Genomic DNA, 15,796 nt, shown 5'->3' with positions numbered 1-15,796 from the left:
CGTTTCCGGTGTGCGTTCATGCCACGGCGCGCGTACCGGGAGCGATGCCGAGCATTTCCTGCCGGGTTCGGGGCAGGAAATCCAGGGCTATGCGGCGGGCGAGGTAGTCAACGACGCTTGCGGCACGTGGGATGTCGGGGTCGTCGGTGTAGCCGCTGGGCTCGAATCGGGTGTGCACGAAGCGGTCCACGATCTCTTCCAGCGGGGCGCCGTAGCGCAGGGCGAGCGACATCATCGAGACGTAGGCACTGAGCATGCCGTGCTGGAATGAGCCGTGCGGGCCGGATTCGGGCAGGTGGATGTCGCACAGCTGCCCGTCGTTGTCGAGGTCCATGATGACCTCCAGGTCGACGCCCCCGACCGAGGCCGAGATCCGCTGCCCGGACCGAACCCGGGGCAATCGGCGGCGGGTGATAGTCGGCGTGACCGTGACCTCGGCGATGCCGACACTTCCGGACCTGTCGCTCCTTTTCATCACCCCAACAATTGGGGTTAATGCGATGGTTGATCTACAAGATATGGGGCTTGATCGTAGCGCGAGCACCTGACAGCAGGGGGATGATCGCGCCACCTGATCAGCGCGCCACCTGATCAGGCGGTCTCGACGATGGTGTCGAGATCGTGCACGACAGCGCGGGCGCGGTCGAGTGCGTGCGTGATCGCGGCCGGCCTGGCGGGGCTGCGTAGCAGCGCGCCGAGATCTGCCAAACGGTGTGTGAACTCGTCGAGGTCGTCGTCGCCGACGGCGACGCTGGCTCGCAGGATGTAGTCCGGCGAGCCTGGCGTGACCCGGTAGCCGGAGAGCTCGCCGGGGAGCAGGGCGAGTCCGGTGTCGCGGCGCTCGCGGCCGCAGTTCAGGCAGACCGCCAGAGCGTGGACGCTGGAACGAACCCGTGGGTCGGCGAACAGCCCGTGATGGATGCGCAGTGCCGCGTACCAGCCGCCGTCCGGCCTGGTGAGCCGGAAAGCGTCCATCCCGAGGTTTTCGTTGATGGCCTGCAAGCGGGTACAGAGCCGGTCGACCCGCTGCGCGTAGGTGCGGTTCCACCGGTCGATCCATTGCTGCGGGGTGAGGCAGATCGCGGCCGCGGCGGTCAGTTCGTCGCCTTGTGGCACCCGTCCGTAGGACAGCATCGTGCGGTAGTGCGCCACCGCTGACCGCAGGGCCTTGTTGCCGGTGTGAGCGAAGGCGATGCGGCTCGTGGGTAGCGCGTAGGTCTTACTCGGTGTCACCACCGACAGAACCCAATCCGACATGTTCCCCAAGTCCGGGCTGCCGAGCTCGTCACCGCGGATGGACCCGATCGGCCGCGTCGAGGCTCCAGGCGCCAGGTAGCTACCGGCGTAGACGTCATCGCCCAGCACATATGCCGGGTTCCCGGGGTGGCGCCGGTTGTGCTCTAGCACCGCCGCCGCGATCCCGCGCGCACGCGACTCCGTGAGCACGTTGCCATCGACATTGTTCACCAACGGCGCATAGATCACCCGGCCGCACTCGCGGGCGGTGTCGGCAAGCCACGCCTGCACGTCCGGGCCGTCCAAGCTCGCTGCGACGTCGATGGTGCCGCCGACGATGGGCGGGAGAATCCGCAAACTCTGGTAGTAGCCGACCGGAGCGAGCACCCGCCCGGACATCCGGTGCACCTTCTCGCCCTCGTGGCGGCACATCACCGCCCCGAGCATCGCCATCATCCCGCCCTTGGCACCACCGCAGAACACCAAGACCTCCCGCGGCGAGGCGGGAACCCCGGTGCTGCGGAAATGAGCGGCGGCGAAAGACCCGGCCTCGTCATCGAACCCAGACGACCCGCCCCGGTACCGGCCGAGATCATGCTGCCGCGACACGACCCACCGGGTGAAGTCCTCGACCGTCTCACCGTCACGACGCGAGCACTCGGCCAACAGGCCGAACACCTCCCGAGTAGCGATGCGAGGGCGACATGCCGAGTCGTAGGCCACAAGAGCATCCAGCCTCGCACCCGCTGCGCCCATCGCATGGTGCACGAATGCGAAAATCCCTTTCTTCTCAAGGAAAAAGTACGCCCCCACGTCCTGCACCACTGGGTGCGGGTTATCGGACCCGTGGCTTCCCTTGTGCAGCTTGACCAGACGATGGTCTCGCTTGGCATCATCGATCAGTGCATAAACCACCGTGTAGAGATCAGAGAACCTCCCTTGCACGGCTTGACCATCTTCAGCGACCATGCTGCTCCCTCACCAACAACGGCTAGTGGCCGGCCGGGTGCCGCTCGGCGCCGGAGTCGGGATACCAACACCGAGCGGCCAACGAGGCGGATTGCCCAGCAGATTCAGTGCACTGGAATCCATTCCCCCACGTCGGCGAGGATCTGCCCGGCGTCGGTCGAAGTCGTGGCGAATGCATCTCCGAAGTAGTAGAACTCGCCCGAGTTCAAACGAGCCTGTGCCACCACACCGATGATGACCACGTATCCGGCGATCACGGCCAGACAGAAGCCGACCACTTTCTCAAGCATGCGACCTGTTTTCGGTTGGCGGTCGGCGCGGAGCCTGCGCCAGCCCAGCGCCGACCAGGAAATTCAACTACTTCGAACCGTGCGGAACGTGCCACGGATTACCGCAGTCGTTGCAGCGCAAGCTATCCTCCTCTCGTCTCGTCGGAACTCCTGATCACTCGGTCTCCATGCGAGGAAGCCACCGAGCGACCAGACGATCGATGTGGCGAACGGGCTGGCCCATGCCGGTGGGCGAGCCCGTTCGTTAGAACTTGAGCGGCAGCCTCACCGCGCACGGGTCAGCCGGCGGAAACGGTTGCACCGCGATGAGAGGTTCAACGGCTCTGGCACTGAAGTTCGGAGTGTCGAGCGCTGGCCGGTCTGCCAACGCGACGCACGAGACAGCGCACACGCTCGCCAAGATCGCCGCGACAAGCGTAGACGTGTACCTCAATTTCTCCCTTTCCTTCATTCTTTGGGGGCCCTGGCCACCGCCACGCCGTTGTAGCAGTGGCCAGGGCGGAAACGGGCCGAGTCCCAGTGCTGACGACACGTCTCGGCCCGAGCTCTGCGGCCTTACTTCTTGGAGGCGAGCTCCGCCTCGTGGCTCGCTTTCGCCCGCACCGGCGTGCCGCCCCGGAGTCCGGGCGTCCCCTGTCGGCTCCGCACCTCAGCATCCGCAGCCCCTCGCGGACGGCTTCGACGCTCGGACCGTTCACGGCGAGCACCCAGCCGCCGCCGACCTGGTAGACCTCGACGGCGGTCGGCGCGAGGTAGTACAGGGTGCGGGGCGGGTCTTCCCACGAGCGGAAGCCGCCCGCCTCGCGGATGTCCTGAAACACGGTGTCGGGGTCGATGCCCGGGACCAGAGCCCGGAACCGGCGGTTCGCAGCGGGCCATGGTCGGCTCGATGCGCTCGGTCATGCCGCCTCCGCCCTGTGTTGGAGAGCGTGGCGGGGCCTGTACGACTGGCGCGGGAGCGGAGTAGGCTCAGCCGCCGTCCCCGGCAGGTAGGAACTGCCGGGGCACCAACGCCTAAGCCGGGCTGGTCGAGATCCGGGTCGTCCACAGGCCACCCGTCAGCGTCCAGACCATCCCACAACACCGGCAGCCGGTCGGTCATCTCGACGTCCACGACCCGCGGAATCACGGCCGTCGGCCGATCCACCGAGTGAGCTCTCGGACGGTAGCTGTCCAACGCGCGCGACAACGCCTCGTCGAACGACATCGCCGGTTGAGTCAGAACCGGGAAGATCTTCGCAAGCACACAACACGGCTCGCACAAGCCGTAACCCTGGATGTGCGGCGGGCTTCCCTCCCACGCCCCAACGACGCTGCGAACGAAGTGTTCGCACAGTCCAAGAAGGGACTCCGCACCCTCTTCGGCCTCACGCTGGCCTGCAAGATGCAGTCTGGATTCCTTCGCGCTGGCCACCCAAACACGCGGGACCGGTTTCATCGATCGCGCGCCCGGGTGGCTCATTCTTTTCCCTCGCTGGCTTCCTGATGCTCACGCTCCGGCGACGATCCCCACCACGCGAGCGCACTCAATCCCACAACAAGCGCGACCATTATCCATAACAATTGCACAAACATATTTCCCTCCATTTTGGGCGCAGCGATTCACCATCTCTCGGGTTTTCCCGAAAGAGCTAGCGGAATGGTCTGCTCTTTTAGAAATGAATCATTGGACGGTCAAGCCTGCATCCCGGGGCCATCAGGCGAACGGCGGCACCCACAAGCCGCCGGGGAGCGGAAGCGTGAGACTGGGTGCCCCCTTGGACCCGTGCGGCGGCAGTTGCATCAGCTCGCGCACCACATCGGTGACCGATCCGTGCGCGTGCCACAACGGCCGGGGCCGGCCGGTCTCCAGATCTTCCAGTCGGTACCGGGCAGCGACGGCGTCCGATGTCGAGGCCGCGCTGTAGACGTCCATCGCGCCGTTCACCTTGAGGATCCCCTGCAACGTCGACATGTTGGCCAGACTCGGCAGGTAGACAAACACGAAGCCAGCACGACGGCTGTCCTCGATCGCCTCGATGTGCGGGCGAAGCCAATCAGGCAGCTTCGCCAAGAGCAGACTGCTGTTCATGATCGGAACTCTCGCGTGCGCACAGTACGCAGATGGGTACGTTTTGTACCCCCACCCGATCAGCGGATCCCGACTCGCCTCGCGAGCGCGCGCACGGCTGGTATTTCTCCAGTCGGCGGCTGGTCTCGGAGTTTCAGGATCAGGTCCCGTGCCCAACCGTTGAACTGGACAGTCTCCGGCGCCGTGCGCTCGGCCTTGGTGAGGATCCCCAGCACCGAGGCGCTTTCGCCCTGCTGTGCGTAAGCACGCGCTACCTCGATCAGATGCCGCGAACGCCGTGGAACCGAGACGATCTGATTCGGATCGAGCTCTCTCGCTGCCTTCAATGCCTCGCCGTTACGACGGAGGTCCACCCCGAGACTCAAGGCGTTCGCCTGCATGACCGCGAGACTGAAACTTGACTGAATGTGTCGATAGTTCGGCCTAAGCTTTCGAGCGATCTCGTAAGCGGACTCCCAGTATCGCCACGCTTCCCCATGTCTGCCTTTGCGGGCGTAGGTGAGGGCGTTTTCGGCTTGTAGCGCCCCAACCATCCCTCGCCAATCATCAGGCGCCGACTCCATGTAGGGCTCAAGCTGAGCGGCACCGTCATGCGCAACAGAGATCGCCTCGTCCCAACGTCCTGATTCCCGCAACGCCTGCACTAGTGCCCAAGCTCCCGCCGCCATCGCATACGGGTCGTCAGCATCTTGGCCTTCGGTGACCGCTCGATCAGCAACAAGCCACACCAACTCGGGAGCGGGCTGATAAGCAACGTAGAAGTCGGCAAGCTGGTACACGCCCGCCAAGACCCGACGCGCGTCGCGGCGTTCGGCTCCCCATCGCGCCCTGACAGCACGCTGTGCGTCCCGAATGAGGCCCGGCAAGATCGAACCGACCTGTGTCCGATGGTCGGGCGACGAGTGGCGCAGATGCCACGCTGCGGCGAGACGTTCGCGAAGGTGCGTCAGGTTTACGGGGCGCGTGTCCATGCTGAGCCGATAGTCCATCAAGGCAGCACGCACTTCGTTCAACGCGCCGTGCGCAGGGCCTACCGCATACCGGGAGACCGGAACCGCTTCGCCATTGCCGGTTAGCTCGGCCAAGTCGCTTATGTCGAGCGCTTCGGCAAGCTTCGTCAGCATGTGGAGCTTTGGGGTCTGGAGGCGACCAGATTCGATTGCCTTCACCCACTCGGCAGAACGCCCCACGAGCCCGCCGAGCACAGGACGGCTCATGCCGACGCGTTCCCTCGCTTGACGGATGCGACTACCGACGGGCAGATCGTTGTGTTCCACCTGCAACCACCACGTTCCGTGAATCGACCGGTGCGCCTTCGCGGTGCTGCTCTAGCGATCAGATGCGTCGAGCGTAGCCGGGCCGCGATCAAGTGACGATAGCCTGAGTTAACCCTCATCCGAGCAGTCGCGAAGGTCAGTTGTGACGCCCGCGTTCAGCTGCCAAGCGGGCGCCCGTCATTCCTGACTATTACCACGTCGGAGATTGATTGGTCGCAGACCGCGGACCTCGCCGGCGAGCCTTGGCGCTCTTGAGCGCAAGGGCATGGAAGTACGCCTTGCGTGCCGAGGCGGCTCGCCTGGCTCGCTCCTCTGGTGCTAACACCCCATCGGGATCGACCTGGCGCTCAAACCGGTCAAGCGAGGCTCGACGTGCTGGCGCAGTCTCCGCAACGCGGTCCGACACCTTCGCCCACCGAGCGTGCGCTGCCGCAGAGGCGCGCAGCGTGCGCTGTGCTGGAGTGAGATTCTTGCTTGCTGCCATGCACCCCAGCACAGCGCATCAGTGTCACCCGCTCAGGCGATGCTGTCAGCGATGCCGAGACGTGCCTGCTCCTTGAGAGCGCGCCGGGCTGCGGCTTGCTTGCCATAGTGGCGGGCCATCTTGTTGGAACTCCATCCGGCGATCAGCATCAGCCCGTGCTCGCTGCCTCCGGCGTCCTGCCAGCGATGCGAGAAATCGTGCCGGAAACGATGCGCATGCAGTGACCCAGACACCCCTGCCTGCTTACCGCGACGGTTGAGCATGTTCTTGATCCCGTCTGTCTTGAGCGCAAGGTCGCGGCGCGAGGACAGCCACAGCGCGGGCGATGCCGCGTGGGAGTGCTTTTCTCGCTCCTTGAGGTAGCGGGCGAGGGCGAGGCCCGTGCTGTTACCGAAACCGACGATGCGCACTTTGCCGCCCTTTCCGCGGAGCTGAAACTGGCGCGTCTTGAGGTCGATGTCGTCCTTGCGGAGCGATGCCATCTCGGACACCCGGATGCCGGTGTCGATGAACAGCAGGATGATCGCCGTGTCACGCCGGGCGGCGAAGTCGCGCCCACCGCAAACCGCGAACACAGCCCTGTGTTCCTCATCACTCAGCAGCGGAGTGATCTTCTCTGCCACGTTCGGCGGCTCGGTCTTGTCCATCGGATTCGACGACATCTCGTCCCGCTTGACCAGCCAACCGAAGAACACGCGGAGGTTGCGGTAGTGGTGTGCGCCGTTGGCGGCGCTGGTCGCCTCGATGATGTCGGCGATGAAGTCGTCGACGTGGTGCGGCTTGACCCGGTCCGGTTCGATGTCGAGCTGCTGCTCGGCCAACCACTCGGCCCACCTCTGCGCGGTGTAGAGGTAGCCACGCTCCGTGTTCGCCGAGAGGTTCTTGGCCTTGATCGTCTTGCGCCAGCATGCCCCAGACCGCGGCTGTCGTGTTCGTCGTCCCCATGTCACAAATCCTCGAATCGTGTTGGCTCCGAGCGCTGTGCAAGATCCCGACGTCCACCCGTCACCCCAGGTCAAGACCCGTAACCCCTGTTCAGAAGCCCACCTGCTAGGCTTCCGCACGGAGGATTGGCCGAGCGGCCTAAGGCGCACGATTGGAAATCGTGTTGGGTTAATAGCCCTCACGGGTTCGAATCCCGTATCCTCCGCTGGTCAGGGCCCCGGACGCGACACCGCGACCGGGGCTCTTTCACGTCCAGTCTCAGTTTCCGTCTCAGTCGCCCCCGTTGAGAGGGGTCCCCCGCTCTGCGCTACGAGGGGACGACGGCGCCGGCGGTGGGGTCGTCGCCCTCATCGTCGTCCGTCAGTAGGGCTGAACAGGGCGCACCTAGCTAGATGATTGATTCCGTGAAGATCATGTGAACAGAGGGGTCGGTGAGTGGGTAGAGGACGAGGGTGTTCAAGATCAATGTGTGAATAAAGAACTAAACACCCTCCTGACCGCACTCTACGTGCTCGTCGACGACCACGTTGTTCCCGCCCGCACAGGGCGAGGTCGTCAACCCCTACTCACCGACAGTGAGCTCATTGCCGACGGGTTCGGGCTCCACGCCGCCCGAGCCGTCGGCGGAAGCGGTCGCGACGTCTCGGGCAGCCGGTCGAGCGGTGTCCACATCGGACGGTTGGGTGTGCACGGTGCAGGACCAAGGCCCGTGAGCGTTTTTCGGTGCTATGGCACCCAAAATCACTCACGGCCAGGTGGCGACCTTCGCCGCGCGGCGCGTCGGGTCGGTAGCGGAACCGCCGCACGGCCGAGCACCCGAGCCTCGACCTCGATGGGCGGCTCCATCGCGATGGCGGTGCCCCTGTCGTGGGTCCGACCAGTGATCGAGGGCGAGCGGGCCACCAGTAGGTGGCTGGTGTCGAACGGGTGCTGAGTGGTCTCGGCACTCGTGGCAGAGGAGAGACGGTAGCCGTCTCAGTTCCCGTCTCGGTTCGCCCCCACACCAACCACCCCCTCTGAAATGCTGACCAGTGCGAACACACGGCTGGGCACCCCTGTTGACCTCGCCATCGGAATTGGAAATCGTGTTGGGTTAAGAGGGAGCCCTCACGGGTTCGAATCCCGTATCCTCCGCTGGTCAGGGCCCCGGACGCGACACCGCGACCGGGGCTCTTTCGTGTGCTCGCGGGCCATACGTCCCTGTCACGCATGGTCGGCTCGCCGCACCGTTGGTGGCGATGGCACTGGTTTTCCCGGGCGGGGTGGCTCCGATGGACTTGACGATCGAGACGTTGCGGGAGCGGGTTCGCGGGACCGTGATCAGCCGGCAGGACGACGGTTTCGAGCAGTCCCGAAGCGTTTACAACGCCATGATCGACCGTCGGCCGCAGGTCGTCGTGCGGTGCGTCAACGCCGGGGACGCCGTCGCCACCGTCGACTACGCGCGGGAGAACGGGCTCGACCTCGCCGTGCGCGGCGGTGGACACAGCGTGCCGGGGTTCGGGACCTGCGACGACGGCGTAGTCCTCGACCTGACTCCGATGCACGGTGTTCGGGTTTCGCCGGGCGGCCGGACCGCGCGGGCCGAAGGAGGCACGACCTGGGGCGACATCGACGCCGCCACTCACGCTTTCGGGCTGGCCACCACCGGCGGCCTCATCTCCACCACCGGCATCGGCGGGCTTACCCTCGGCGGCGGCATCGGGCACCTCGCCCGCGGCCTGGGCCTGTCCTGCGACAACCTGGTCTCCGCGGACGTCGTGACCGCGGCCGGTGAGCTGGTCGTGGCCGACGAGCGGCAGCACGAGGACCTGTTCTGGGCGTTGCGCGGCGGTGGCGGCAACTTCGGCGTGGTGACCTCGTTCGAGTACCGGCTCGCCCCGGTGCGCGACATCTACGGCGGCCTGATCTTCTTCGAGGTGGACCAGGCCCCGAACGTGCTGCGGGCCTTCCGCGAGATCATCACCCGCGCCCCGGAAGAGTTCAGCGCGTTCCCCGCTTTCCAGATCGCGCCACCGCTGCCCTTCATCCCCGAGAACCGGCACGGCGACGTGCTGATCGCGATTGTCGCCTGCTGGGCCGGGCCGATGGACGCGGGCCCGGCCGTCGTCCAGCCGCTGCGCGAAATCGCGCCGATCGTCGCCGAACACGTGGGCCCGACGCCTTATCCGCGGCTCAACAGCGCTTTCGACGCGCTCGTCCCGCCTGGTCTCCAGCACTACTGGAAGGCCAACTTCGTCGTCGAACTGACCGACGAGATGATCGCCGCGCACGCCCGGTTCGGCCCGAAGGTGCCGGCGTTGAACTCGACGGTGCACATCTACCCGATCGACGGCGCTTGCCACCGGGTCGCGGCGGATGCGACGGCGTTCGCCTACCGGGATGCGAACTTCGCGGCCGTCATCGCCGGGATGTGGCCCAACCCGGCGGACAACGAAGCCAACATCGCCTGGGTGCGCGACTACTACGCCGCGACCGCGCCGCACAGTGAGGAGGGTGGGTACGTCAACTTCATGGCCGGCGACGACCAGGACCGGATCAAGGCGAACTACAAGGGGAACTACGACCGGCTGGTCCAGGTGAAGCGCGAGTACGACCCGCAAAACCTCTTCCACCTCAACCAGAACATCCGCCCTTGAACGACGTATTCGCAGGTGGCGGCCCGTGAGCACCCGTGGGTGCTGAACAGGCTGCTTTGGAAGGTGCCGACATGAAGCGAACGGACCATTCGCCTCGCCTATTGAAGTGAACAGTCCGTTCGCTTCACAGCGGTTGGCGAGGCAGAACCAGGGCGCTCCCGCTGCGGCGGCAACCGGAACCGCCCGGCAGGAACGAGCCTGGAAACAGGCTAGAACCGGAGGCGGGCGACCTGGGGGTCGTGGTCGCTGGCCTGGTCGGCGAACTCCGCGTTGATGTGGACGACGTCGTACTCCGCCGTGATCGACGGGGTTGCCAGGATGTGGTCCAGCTGCTGGGAATTGCCCTCGTAGACGTAGCTGTAGCGCTCGGCGGGCGGCAGCGAGTCGGCCAGCGACACCAGTGCTCCCCCGGTGGTCAGCGGCGCGAGTGCCGGGGCGAAGCCGTAGTCGTTGAGGTCTCCGAGCACCACGACCGCGGCCTCGTCGTTGACCGCCCGCGCCTCGTCGACGAAGGTGCGAACCGCCTGGGCCTGCCGCTCCCGCTGCTCCTCCGACGACCTCGCCTGCGGCTGGAGGCGGCCGTGCAGCGGCTGGTCACCGCCCTTGGAGTTGAAGTGGTTGGCCACCACGATCACCGGCGTGCCGCGGAACAGGAACTCGCCCGCCAGCGGCTTGCGGCTGTCCCGCCACGCCTCGTTGGCCGGGTCGATGCGCCCCGGCGATGCGCTCAGCGCGATCCGCGGGCCGTGGGCCACCGGGTGCACCGGCGTGGTCGCGTCGCCACCCGGACGATCCACAAAGGACACCCGGGCCGGGTTGAACAGGAAGGCCACCCGGATGTTCCCGCCGGGCTGCCCGCCGTCGGCGTTGTTCTGCGGGTCGATCTGCCGCCCCTGGTAGCGCGGCCCGCCCGCCGCCACGATCGCGTCGGTGACCTGCTGCAGCGTCTGCTCCGCGGCCACCACGCCGTCGTCGGTCGGCCCGGAGTTGTCCTGGACTTCTTCCAGCGCAACGATGTCCGGGGCGGCAAGCCGGTCGACGATGCCCTCGGCGAGCCGGTCGAACTTGGCCTGGTCGGTGCTCGGGGCGAGGTTCTCGACGTTGTACGTGGCGACGGCGAGCTCGTCGCGTCCCTGCGGCCGCGTCGTCTCCGGCCGCAGGCCGCCCGGCACGTGCTCGCCCAGCCGCCCGGCCTCCAGCACGTACCCACCGAAGCGCGAGTAGTCCAGCGGTCCTTCGGTGCTGCCGCGCAGCCGGTCGCCGACGTTCGCGGCGGGGAACGGCGCGTCCGACGGCGACTCGACCTTCAGCCGCCCGGCGTTGGCTTCGGCGTAGCCGGTGTAGGTGGTGCCGCCGCGGCCGTTCGCGTTCTGCTCGGGCTTGCTGATGATCCACAGCGCCCGGTAGGCATCGGTCGGCCCGACGACCCGCGCGTCGTCGACGCGCAGCAGCATCCCCTCGCGCGACTCGTAGTAGTCCAGCGCGAATCGCTGCGGCTCCAGCTCGCGCTTGTCGATGTTTCCCTCCAGCGGCGCGAACTCGGCAGGGACGGTGTCCGCCCGGAGCACCTCGGCCGGGACGCTGCCCTTGCCGGTGGCCTGCCAGGTCGCCTCGGTGAGCTCGGTGACCGACTGGTTCGGCGTGGTCTCCGGCGTCTCGCCCTCGGCCGTCGGGTAGTACTCCGCGACCAGCCCGGAGACCGCGACCGCGTCGCCGACCGCCACCGCCGGGGTCTCCTTCCCGGTGAACACAAAGAGCCCTTCGCTGGTGCGCGGGTCCGCGTCGGGTTCCGGGTCCTGGAGCCAGAACCCGCGGGCCGAGCCGAAACCGCGTACGCCGGTGACCACGCCCGGCACCCCGGCCAACCGCTGGCCGACCAGCGGCGAAACCCGCGTGGTCCCCTGGATATCGTGGATGCGGGCCTGCTGCTGCGGCGCCGCGGCCGCCATGGTCGGCGCGATCAGGACCGCCACTGCGGTGGCGGTCAGCAACGACGTGATGCGCACTTCGGCTTCCCCTCGCCAAGCGACGTGGTCGACGAGAAGCTACCGTCGCAAAGCGATCGGGAAAACACGATCACGTGAGCAGGCCAGTATCTCAACCTGCCGTTGCCCTACTAAGTCTCTCCGCACCAGGGGACCTTCTTGCCCCGATGCGGCTCATGGCCGCGATCCGCCAACTGTTCAAGACCAACCGAGACCGCATAATCGAGACCGCATAATCAAGGGCCGGTCCCCGTCTTCACGGGGAACCGGCCCTTGCGAGCGGTAGCGGTGGGATTCGAACCCACGGTGGCTGTTAACCACACGCGCTTTCGAGGCGCGCTCCTTCGGCCGCTCGGACACGCTACCGCCAGCTAGGCTACCGGTCACCCGACAGCGCTTGACAACGGGGGTCAGCGCCAGGCCCGCATCATGCTGGCGAGGCTGGCCCTGGCCCGCGAAAGCCGACCTCGCACCGCCTGCTCACCGGCCCCGACGCGCTGGCCGATCTCGACGTAGGACAGCCCGTCGACCTCCGCGAGCAGCCAGACATCGCGCTGCCGGCTCGGCAGGACCGCGAGCGCGCGCCGCAGCGCCAGCACACCCTCCTCCGCCTCCGCGGCCCGCTGCGGATCGGCGATCAGCGCGGCGGACCCGACCGCGGTCCGGTGCTCGGGAATCACGCCGACAGGAGCGGTGCGGCGCGTCCGCCGGCGGCGCAGCACGATCAGGCAGTTCCGGTGGGCGACCTTGAACAACCAGGTCCGCAGGGCGGCCGGTTCGGCGAGTTCGCCAGCCCGCCGCCACACCGCGATGAACGCGTCCTGCGCCACGTCCTCCGCCTCGGCCCGGTCGCCGAGCATCCGCAGCGCCATGCCGAAGATCCCGTTGGAATACCGGCGCACCACCAGCTCGAAGGCGCCGGTGTCGCCGGTCGCGATGCGCGTGGCCAGGACTGCGTCAGTCGGCTCCACGTCACACTCCCCTGCAACGCGATCAGTCCGCCCGTCGCAAGCGGACGGGCTCATCGTCACAGGCCGGGACACCGATCGCGGTGCGGACAGGCCGCCCGAACCGGTGGAAGCTCCCAGATCCACTCTCCCGCCCACCTTGGGTCCGGGCGGCGCAGTCGACGAGGACGTGGCCGCGGATAAACCCACAAACATCCTTTTACTACGGCTTTCCCGCACTGCCTATCGTGCATCTGGCGCGCGAGGCGACCGAGAAGGGAGCTGTGGTGATCGAGATCGAATACCGCCCGTCCGACTCGCCGAACATCGAGTGGGTCTGGAGCAGCAGCGGTGCTTCGGCGGCAACCCGCATGCACTCCATCGCGTAAGCGAACTGGGAGCTGGTGGTCTGGGAGGACCGCGGGCGCGTGCATGTCGCGGCCCGGGAACCGGAGACATCGCCGAGCACGGCGGAAGCCAAAGCCGGGGCCGCGCGTAGATCGTTTGAAAAAGTGCCGGTCGTGTTCCGCGATTCCTCGCTTGAAGATGCTGAAACGGGGCCGCCCGGGTGCGGGTCGGTCGTGGTGATGCGGGTTCCTACTCGCGGTGGCCGGCGAAGAAGTCCTCGAGCACCGCCGCGCACTCGTCGGCCAGCACGCCGCCGACCACCTCCGGCCGGTGGTTCAGGCGGCGATCCCGCACCACGTCCCACAGCGAGCCCACCGCGCCAGTGCGGGGTTCCCACACCCCGAACACCACCCTGGCCACTCTGGCCAGCACCAATGCCCCCGCACACATCGTGCAAGGCTCCACCGTGACCGCCAGCGTGCAACCCTCCAGCCGCCAACCGTCGCCGTGCGCGGCGGCTGCGGCCCGCAACGCGAGGATCTCCGCGTGCGCCGTGGGGTCCTGCAGCTCCTCGCGCTGGTTGTGCGCGCTGGCTAGGAGCCGACCCTCCTGATCGACCACGACCGCGCCGATCGGAACATCCCCAGTGGACGGTGCTTCGGCGGCGACTCGCAACGCGGCCCGCACCAGGTCGGCGTCCCCGGCGCGGGAACCGGATGTGCTCACTGGTCCAGCTTCTCCAGCACTTTCGCGAAGTTGTCCCCGAAGCCGCAGCGCTGGGCGATCATCTCCAGCTGCTCGTCCGGGTAGAGGTCGACCTCTTCGATGATCACCAGCAGCTCGCCCTCGGGCAGCCCGAGATCGGACAGGATAGCCAGGTTGCCTTCCGGCCACACCTCTTCGTCGTCCTCATCGGGCGGGTCGATGCGCAGCAGATCGAGGACGTCCGCAGCGATGTCGTAGTCCAGCGCCGCGGCGGCGTCCGACAGCAGCAGGTCCACCCCTCCGGGCACCGGTCTGATCAGCACGAAGAACTCGTCGTCCACATTGCACATACCGAACACCGCGCCGGTGGAACGCAGCTCGCGCAACGCCGTGATCGAGGCGTCCAGGCCGGTCAGCACCGATTTGTCCATCGTGCTACACCGCCACCGCCCGTCCTCCCGCACCACGGCGACGGCGAAGCCAGCGACCGGCTCCTGCACCGTCATGAGGACACCGTAGAGCGTACGAACGCCACCCGAAAGCACTATTGCGGGCTCGTAACCTTCCGGGCATTGTTTGCCGCTCAACCGGGTGCGTGGCCGGCCGGGAAGTCGGGCAGGATGGACCGATGCGTGCCGTGTGCGTGATCGGACTGGGACTCATCGGTGGCTCGGTGCTGCGAGCCGCCAAAGCCACCGGACGCCCCGCCTGGGGGACCACCAAGTCGGAGTCGGACGCCGCCGCCGCGCGGGCCGACGGTTTCGACGTCCTCGACATCGACCCGGCCCTGCGCCGAGCCGCCGAGGAGGATGCGCTCGTGGTCGTCGCGACGCCGCTGACCGCCGTGCGCGAGGTGCTGCGGAAGGTCGCCGAGCACGCCCCCGAGGCCTGGCTGACCGACGTGGTGAGCGTCAAGGACCCGGTCGCCGCCGAGGTCCGCAGCCTGCTGCCCGGCGCCCGGTACGCCGGGGGCCACCCGATGGCCGGGGTGTCGGGTTCTGGCTGGTCGGTCGGGTCGGGCGAGCTGTTCGCCGGGGCCGCCTGGGCGGTGACCGTTGAGGAGGACACCACGCTCGCATCGTGGCGGGAGGCCGCCCAGCTCGCGCTGGACTGCGGTGCCCAGGTGGTGCCCACCTCCGCCGCCTCGCACGACTTCGCGGTCGCGCGCATCTCGCACCTGCCGCACGTGTTCGCCGCGGTGCTCGCGTCGGTCGGGGCCGATGGCGGCCCGCTGGCGCTTTCGCTGGCCGCCGGCTCGTTCCGCGACGGCACCCGGGTCGCGGGTAGCGCGCCGGAGCTGGTGCGGGCCATGACGGAAGGCAACCGGATCGCGCTGCTCGACGCCGTGGACGACGCCCTCGGCCGGCTCGGCGCGGCCCGCGGGTCGCTCGCCTCGACCGGGGGCCTGAAGTCCACAGTGGATGCGGGCCACGACGCGCGGCAGACGCTCGACGAACTCGCGACTACGGCGCGCGCGAGCGCGACCGTGCAGCTCAACGGCGCCGCGCTGGAGCGCCTGCGGGAGCTTGGCGAGCGCGGCGGACGGGTCGTCGCGCTGTCGGAGGAAGCCGCCGCCGTGGAGCTCCCGGTGGCCTGATCACCGCAATTTCCATTGAAATCAGAGCTCCAATTTCCATTGAAATCAGAGCTCTGCCTTCAATGAAGCCTCTTTCGTGCTCGCCGATCCGCGGCTGCGACGCTGGAAGTCCCACCAGGCTGCCGCAAGCGGCGTAGCCGCCTTGGCCCACCCTCGCAACTGGCACCGCTGCGGGTTCTCAGCGGTCTTTTCACGAGGACAGCCCGGACGCCGCTGGTCATACACAAGTCCGGGATCCCACCGGTTCCGCCACCCGCGCCGCAATGCAAGAAGAGGCTGGAAGTCGCTCGACGAAACCGAGGG

The 15,796-nt window shown here is 67.4% G+C and carries 12 protein-coding genes and 2 tRNA genes; 3 read left to right on the top strand and 11 right to left on the bottom strand.

The genetic code is table 11. The features are described 5' to 3' along the window. Nucleotides 1–16 precede the first annotated feature (16 nt). From FDZ84_RS13120 to FDZ84_RS13095, 6 genes are all read right to left on the bottom strand, one after another. Nucleotides 17–475 carry a vitamin B12-dependent ribonucleotide reductase gene (locus tag FDZ84_RS13120; RefSeq protein ID WP_168586123.1) on the bottom strand — a complete coding sequence of 153 codons (459 nt, stop codon included), beginning with the start codon at nucleotides 473–475 and terminating at the stop codon, nucleotides 17–19. 116 nt (nucleotides 476–591) lie between these two features. Continuing rightward, nucleotides 592–2,205 (bottom strand): aminotransferase class I/II-fold pyridoxal phosphate-dependent enzyme, encoded by a 1,614-nt coding sequence (locus tag FDZ84_RS13115; RefSeq protein WP_168586122.1) that lies wholly within the window; start codon nucleotides 2,203–2,205, stop codon nucleotides 592–594. 104 nt (nucleotides 2,206–2,309) lie between these two features. After that, nucleotides 2,310–2,495 (bottom strand): hypothetical protein, encoded by a 186-nt coding sequence (locus FDZ84_RS13110; protein WP_168586121.1) that lies wholly within the window; start codon nucleotides 2,493–2,495, stop codon nucleotides 2,310–2,312. A gap of 1,696 nt (nucleotides 2,496–4,191) precedes the next feature. After that, entirely contained in the window at nucleotides 4,192–4,566 is a 375-nt protein-coding gene (locus FDZ84_RS13105) for a hypothetical protein (RefSeq protein WP_246868982.1), read from the bottom strand. 59 nt (nucleotides 4,567–4,625) lie between these two features. Continuing rightward, nucleotides 4,626–5,843: a helix-turn-helix domain-containing protein gene (locus FDZ84_RS13100; RefSeq protein ID WP_256413685.1), complete on the bottom strand. Its 1,218-nt coding sequence runs from the start codon at nucleotides 5,841–5,843 to the stop codon at nucleotides 4,626–4,628. Between the two features lie 516 nt (nucleotides 5,844–6,359). Next, nucleotides 6,360–7,277, bottom strand: coding sequence for a tyrosine-type recombinase/integrase (locus FDZ84_RS13095; protein WP_168586120.1), 918 nt, complete (start codon nucleotides 7,275–7,277; stop codon nucleotides 6,360–6,362). Nucleotides 7,278–7,391: 114 nt separating this feature from the next. Here FDZ84_RS13095 and FDZ84_RS13090 point away from each other — a divergent pair. Together FDZ84_RS13090 and FDZ84_RS13085 are read left to right on the top strand one after the other, a co-directional pair. Beyond that, nucleotides 7,392–7,477 (top strand) — tRNA-Ser (locus FDZ84_RS13090). Between the two features lie 1,066 nt (nucleotides 7,478–8,543). Then, nucleotides 8,544–9,911 (top strand): FAD-binding oxidoreductase, encoded by a 1,368-nt coding sequence (locus tag FDZ84_RS13085; RefSeq protein WP_168586119.1) that lies wholly within the window; start codon nucleotides 8,544–8,546, stop codon nucleotides 9,909–9,911. Nucleotides 9,912–10,120: 209 nt separating this feature from the next. Here the strand turns inward: FDZ84_RS13085 and FDZ84_RS13080 are convergent, their stop codons facing one another. The 5 genes from FDZ84_RS13080 to FDZ84_RS13060 form a co-directional block, all read right to left on the bottom strand. Next, nucleotides 10,121–11,860, bottom strand: coding sequence for an endonuclease/exonuclease/phosphatase family protein (locus FDZ84_RS13080; protein ID WP_305852039.1), 1,740 nt, complete (start codon nucleotides 11,858–11,860; stop codon nucleotides 10,121–10,123). Nucleotides 11,861–12,176: 316 nt separating this feature from the next. Beyond that, nucleotides 12,177–12,262, bottom strand: a tRNA-Ser gene (locus FDZ84_RS13075). Nucleotides 12,263–12,306: 44 nt separating this feature from the next. Next, nucleotides 12,307–12,867 carry an RNA polymerase sigma factor gene (locus FDZ84_RS13070; protein WP_168586117.1) on the bottom strand — a complete coding sequence of 187 codons (561 nt, stop codon included), beginning with the start codon at nucleotides 12,865–12,867 and terminating at the stop codon, nucleotides 12,307–12,309. 573 nt (nucleotides 12,868–13,440) lie between these two features. Further along, nucleotides 13,441–13,917 carry a nucleoside deaminase gene (locus FDZ84_RS13065; protein WP_168586116.1) on the bottom strand — a complete coding sequence of 159 codons (477 nt, stop codon included), beginning with the start codon at nucleotides 13,915–13,917 and terminating at the stop codon, nucleotides 13,441–13,443. After that, nucleotides 13,914–14,402: a tRNA adenosine deaminase-associated protein gene (locus tag FDZ84_RS13060; RefSeq protein ID WP_010307658.1), complete on the bottom strand. Its 489-nt coding sequence runs from the start codon at nucleotides 14,400–14,402 to the stop codon at nucleotides 13,914–13,916. Before FDZ84_RS13060 ends, FDZ84_RS13065 begins: the two co-directional genes overlap by 4 nt. 122 nt (nucleotides 14,403–14,524) lie before the next feature. Between FDZ84_RS13060 and FDZ84_RS13055 the strand changes: the two genes are divergently transcribed. After that, nucleotides 14,525–15,493, top strand: a complete 969-nt coding sequence (locus FDZ84_RS13055) for a prephenate dehydrogenase (RefSeq protein ID WP_168586115.1) — start codon at nucleotides 14,525–14,527, stop codon at nucleotides 15,491–15,493. Nucleotides 15,494–15,796 lie beyond the last annotated feature (303 nt).

It is taken from the genome of Saccharopolyspora sp. ASAGF58, assembly GCF_012277335.1.
GTDB lineage: Bacteria > Actinomycetota > Actinomycetes > Mycobacteriales > Pseudonocardiaceae > Saccharopolyspora > Saccharopolyspora hattusasensis.
Note: the sequence above shows the minus strand (reverse complement) of the source record. Positions and strands in the feature narration are given on the sequence as shown.

What these genes read in the sequence shown, in the direction of transcription:
- FDZ84_RS13120 (WP_168586123.1), bottom strand. Translation starts at nt 475, where the DNA reads ATGAAAAGGAGCGACAGGTCCGGAAGTGTCGGCATCGCCGAGGTCACG.
- FDZ84_RS13115 (WP_168586122.1), bottom strand. Translation starts at nt 2,205, where the DNA reads ATGGTCGCTGAAGATGGTCAAGCCGTGCAAGGGAGGTTCTCTGATCTC.
- FDZ84_RS13110 (WP_168586121.1), bottom strand. Translation starts at nt 2,495, where the DNA reads ATGCTTGAGAAAGTGGTCGGCTTCTGTCTGGCCGTGATCGCCGGATAC.
- FDZ84_RS13105 (WP_246868982.1), bottom strand. Translation starts at nt 4,566, where the DNA reads ATGAACAGCAGTCTGCTCTTGGCGAAGCTGCCTGATTGGCTTCGCCCG.
- FDZ84_RS13085 (WP_168586119.1), top strand. Translation starts at nt 8,544, where the DNA reads ATGGACTTGACGATCGAGACGTTGCGGGAGCGGGTTCGCGGGACCGTG.
- FDZ84_RS13080 (WP_305852039.1), bottom strand. Translation starts at nt 11,860, where the DNA reads ATGGCGGCCGCGGCGCCGCAGCAGCAGGCCCGCATCCACGATATCCAG.
- FDZ84_RS13060 (WP_010307658.1), bottom strand. Translation starts at nt 14,402, where the DNA reads ATGACGGTGCAGGAGCCGGTCGCTGGCTTCGCCGTCGCCGTGGTGCGG.
- FDZ84_RS13055 (WP_168586115.1), top strand. Translation starts at nt 14,525, where the DNA reads ATGCGTGCCGTGTGCGTGATCGGACTGGGACTCATCGGTGGCTCGGTG.